The organism is Oleiphilus sp. HI0128, from assembly GCF_001635365.1.
In genome coordinates this window covers 1-895 of the sequence record NZ_LWGG01001439.1, presented here as the reverse complement: position 1 = coordinate 895, position 895 = coordinate 1, and the positions used below count along the sequence as shown (strand labels likewise).

The following is an 895-nucleotide window of genomic DNA, read 5'->3' as shown; positions in this document are numbered from 1 at the left end:
GAACAGCTCTTTCGGCTTTCAAGTGGTTTTGATATTTTATAGGCATAGTCTTGACCTCTTGATCTAAAAAAAGAAGCGAGTGTTCTCTCAGCCCATTTTTCACCCCCATGTTGCATCCTAGGATGCGTTTCAAGCCAAGAAGGCTCCATTGCATCATTCGGATGATGATGTGCTAGAGAAATAAGGTTAGCGCCTCGAAGGTCGGGATTGTCTAAACCCATGCGCATGATACTGTGCCAGTGCTTGTCCCAATTGCTTCGGTGGGTCAGCCCTCGAATGACTCCGCCCGTTGGGCTTTCTTGCCAGTCTATTTGGTGTTTGGCTAGCCAATCAGCTATTTCCTTATCGCGCTCATAGGTAGCACGTATACCGGTCTCTTCATAGCTGAATAATCGATTGATTGTGAAATGGCTATGGATTTCCTCTAACGCCTTAAGAACCTTGCCCCGAAAGCAATGGATCTGCGTGTTAAAGGCCTTGAGTTGACGATTCAAATCGGCTAAAGACTGGCAAATAAAACGCCAATGGCGCACGTCGTAGTGAGGGTCTTGTATTAGCAGATCTTCGAAGATATAGATCAGTAAGGTGGGATTTTTGCCTGCACAAGCTTCCTTCAGGGGAGTATGATCACGTAACCTGAGATCACGCTTAAACCATACAACGTTAATGCCCTGGTTTTGAGTTGGTTGTTTGGTTCGTAAGTCGCTGATTTGTTGATGTAAACCTTGAGCTGACATGAATTCTATTCAATCCTAACTATGATGTTTGTTACGTTTACGTTTGGAAGGGGGAAAAAGATCACCTACAGAGTGATCTATTCCACGGGGTAAACGTACATTTACTAAATGATGAAAAGCCTCTAACGGTAATGAGTCTAAAAAAGTAGACGCGTGCT

General features: G+C 44.2%; 1 protein-coding gene. It reads right to left on the bottom strand.

The features are described from left to right. On the bottom strand, positions 1-737 hold a 737-nt coding region (locus tag A3763_RS23805; RefSeq protein WP_197483079.1), incomplete at its 3' end, for a deoxyribodipyrimidine photo-lyase. Positions 738-895 lie beyond the last annotated feature (158 nt).